Source organism: Winogradskyella psychrotolerans, assembly GCF_018860545.1.
In the GTDB taxonomy this organism is placed as follows: Bacteria; Bacteroidota; Bacteroidia; order Flavobacteriales; family Flavobacteriaceae; genus Winogradskyella; species Winogradskyella psychrotolerans_A.
Genome location: NZ_JAHKPN010000022.1, coordinates 1 through 3,240, shown reverse-complemented (window position 1 = coordinate 3,240; position 3,240 = coordinate 1). Strand labels below are relative to the sequence as shown.

Genomic DNA, 3,240 nt, shown 5'->3' with positions numbered 1-3,240 from the left:
AATTATATACGGTGTTAGCAGTAGTATTTATTCCCTTTTATCATTATTTTCTTTCCGTTTCATTTCTTCTTTTGCCTTCGCTCTTTCAATCATTTTATCATATTCTGTAATTGGAATACCACTAACTAATTGAAAGTTTTTATCAAATAGTGGGTCAATAATTGGTACCATATCGTCGCCAAATATCATTCGCATATAATAATCAAAATCTTTATCGCTTTTAATAATCTTCAAATCTACATCATCAATTTCAAATCCGATTTTTTGCCAATTATCATAAAAGTCGCTAAATTTTAACGGATCAGATATAATTGGGACTACATTACTTAAATTGAGAAACGTTTCCATTTCTCTATCCTTTATGATACACAAAGGTGCATAATGTTCAATATCCTTGTCAAAAGCTTTGGCAATTAAGAGACTGTACTTTGCTATTTCAGCTGATTTTATTTCTAAAATAACATCATCGGTTTTTTTTATTTTTAAAAGTTCTGAATATGTGCCAACTGTTTTTGATACTGAAAGTACACAATAAGGGTCGTTTAATTTCTCTTGTCTTTTATAGACTGTATTAAATAATTTCAAGTTTTCTTGAGCTTGAACTTTATTTAGTCTTTCTATTTTGCTTCTTTGATATGAGTATGAAGTTGAGCCATCTTCTAATATAAATTTAATGCAAAAACTATAGTCTGCATCATATTCTTCATTTGAATTCCAAGCAATTGTAGGTGTTCTACCGTTAAGAAGTTGTGGTGAACTTTTCAATGCATTTAACATACCTTGACCTTGCATCATTAAATTAATCCACAATATAAAATCAAAATTTATTAAGTGTTCGCTGAATTCCCTTCCAGGCAATTTTAAAGTGCCTAAAATTCTGTCTATTGGTCTTAAACAAGATTTGTGAACACACCCAAATGCAGATATAGTATCACGGTCTTCGATTTCTACTATTAAAGAATTCTTATCACTAACTTGTTTTCCACAATGTAAACAAATTAAAGGATTTGGATTCTTGTCAGCAAGTTCTTCTAAATACTCATTATGCAGTTTTGAACAATTCTCATTTTCTACATTTTCAATTTCGTTAGCAGGAATGACACCAATTTTCATTTCTTTATACAATTCTTGATTTTCCTCTAAATATCTATCAAGACCTGACATTGTTGCAAAGCGTTGAACTATTTCCCACTCCACATCATCATTTATAATGATTTTATTGTCGTAGAAAACAGATTTGATATTACAGTCTTCTTTAAATCTGTAGAGTTCTACAATCATTAAATCTAATTCATCTATGAAAGATTTAATAATTAAAACTTCTTTACCTGTCGAAAATTTTCCTTCGGTAATTACTTCTGACTTGAACCATTCTTTAGGATTTTCCTCAAGATTAATATCTTTTTCATCGCTTATATAACGTTGAAATATCTTCTCTAATTTATCGTTATCTATCGATAAACGGTCGGTAGCATAAACCAATGAATTCTTTATTAGAATTGACCAAACTAATTCGGGTTGGTTAAAACCGATACTTTTTAATAACATATGAGAAGCAACTTCAACCGTATTACCAGATTCTATGTCAATTATCCCAATAAAAATTCTTTTCAAAAAATTTTCAAATATCTTTTGCGTTGATTTGCTCTTTGAAACTTCTTCGTAAATAATATTGAATAGTGATTGAAATTTATCAAGTGTATCGTTTTCCGATTCAGTCAATGGATTATCTCTAAAAGCATCAGAACTTAAGTTTAACGAAACGATTATTTTTTTTAAGTCGCTTGTTATTTTACTTGAGCTATCACTCGTTGATATAAGTCCAAAGTAGTTTTTAGTTTTTTCGTTTTTAAGGAATTCTTCAATAAATTGCTTTATTGTTTTGTAAAAATCACTCGTATCTCTGATTGAAAGAGAAAGACTTCTTTTATTTGTAAAAAAATAGATTTTCCATTTTCACAAGTCAGATTTAAGTCATCAATAAATTTACTTGTTTCGAAATGTGTTTTACTAATTATTAGTTGTTCATCTAATTGGTCAAAATAGATTGAAATATCAAATTTCGAGTATTGATTAATTAAAAACCAAGCTGAAATTCTCTGCTGATAATTTATTCCTGAATTTGTCGCTTGTCCTCCTGCCATTTATATATGCGATAAGTTTTTTTTAATATTACTGCTAACGTGTTTGTGTATGATTTCGTTGCGTGTTTAAGCACTAAAGTTAGCAAATAAATCACAGATAGAAAGTCCGCGAGGACTTTCGTTAGTAGGCTAAAACTAGCAATGAATTATACACGGTGTTGGCAACTGGCTTTTATTTATTCAGTCGGCATTTTTGTCGTCACGTAAATCAGTTCATCATATTTGTCAGATGTAAATTCCTTTATTGCACTCTGTTCCGTTATTTTTGCTGTTCCGATTACTTTACTTTTGTCGATTTTTTTGTATTCAGCAAAAGATATTATTTTTCCATCAAGAACATAAATAATTTTCTTTTCCGATTTTGTATTTGCTCTTTGTCTTTCACTTAACATTGTTGTTAATAAAATGACACCATTAATATCTTTACTTCCATATATTTTAGTTTCTCCTTTTTTAATATACTTGAGGCTGGAAATATCTTCTTCTTTTATTAGAAACCATCCGTCATTCATTGATTCATAATGCGCAGGAACTCCATCAATGACTAAAAGAGGATTTTCGGTTAGTGAATATTCCGTTTTTATCGAGTCGATATAGTTTGCTAAATATGTTTTTTCTGCTTTCTTTTCATTGCAAGAAATATTTACTAAAATTAGAAATAATACTATGATTTTTGTTGTTCTGTTCATTTTTTAGCTTGTTATCATTTGGTTTTTAGTCAGTTTGAACATCCAAATCAGATTAGTTATTCCAATTCCAATAATTCCAAAAGTTGCTATAAATTGAATTGGTGATTCCTTTCCAATCGCTAATAATACCATAATTAGTATAGGAATGATTCCAATTCCGATTTTTAAAATCAGATTCTGAGTTTTTAATTCCGTAAAGCGAAGTAAGTATCCGTTTAGAGTGGCCAAAACTAATGCTGGAATAGGATATATAATTAATAAAAAGAAAATCTCTCCATATTGTGTGTTTTCATATAATAATGGCCCAATAAAGATTCCGATTAAACAGAATAGAAATCCAATTATTATTATCGTTCGACATTCCATATGAGTGATTTCAGCTTGTTGCCAACGGCTTGGTATATGGT

Annotated in this window: 4 protein-coding genes; all 4 read right to left on the bottom strand. The window is 29.3% G+C overall.

Features of this window, described 5'->3' with window-relative positions:
* Positions 1-27 precede the first annotated feature (27 nt).
* Positions 28-1,722, bottom strand: a complete 1,695-nt coding sequence (locus KO515_RS09100) for a hypothetical protein (protein ID WP_215936059.1) — start codon at positions 1,720-1,722, stop codon at positions 28-30.
* Positions 1,723-1,874: 152 nt separating this feature from the next.
* The gene (locus tag KO515_RS09095) at positions 1,875-2,144 is read right to left on the bottom strand and encodes a hypothetical protein (RefSeq protein ID WP_215936058.1); all 270 of its coding nucleotides are present in this window, start codon (positions 2,142-2,144) and stop codon (positions 1,875-1,877) included.
* A gap of 176 nt (positions 2,145-2,320) precedes the next feature.
* The gene (locus tag KO515_RS09090; protein WP_215936057.1) at positions 2,321-2,833 is read right to left on the bottom strand and encodes a hypothetical protein; all 513 of its coding nucleotides are present in this window, start codon (positions 2,831-2,833) and stop codon (positions 2,321-2,323) included.
* Positions 2,834-2,836: 3 nt separating this feature from the next.
* A partial coding sequence (locus KO515_RS09085) for a hypothetical protein (protein ID WP_215936056.1) occupies positions 2,837-3,240 on the bottom strand: 404 nt, incomplete at its 5' end.

Excerpts from the sequence above, each read along its gene's own strand:
- KO515_RS09095 (WP_215936058.1), bottom strand. The coding sequence starts at position 2,144 with ATGGCAGGAGGACAAGCGACAAATTCAGGAATAAATTATCAGCAGAGA.
- KO515_RS09090 (WP_215936057.1), bottom strand. The coding sequence starts at position 2,833 with ATGAACAGAACAACAAAAATCATAGTATTATTTCTAATTTTAGTAAAT.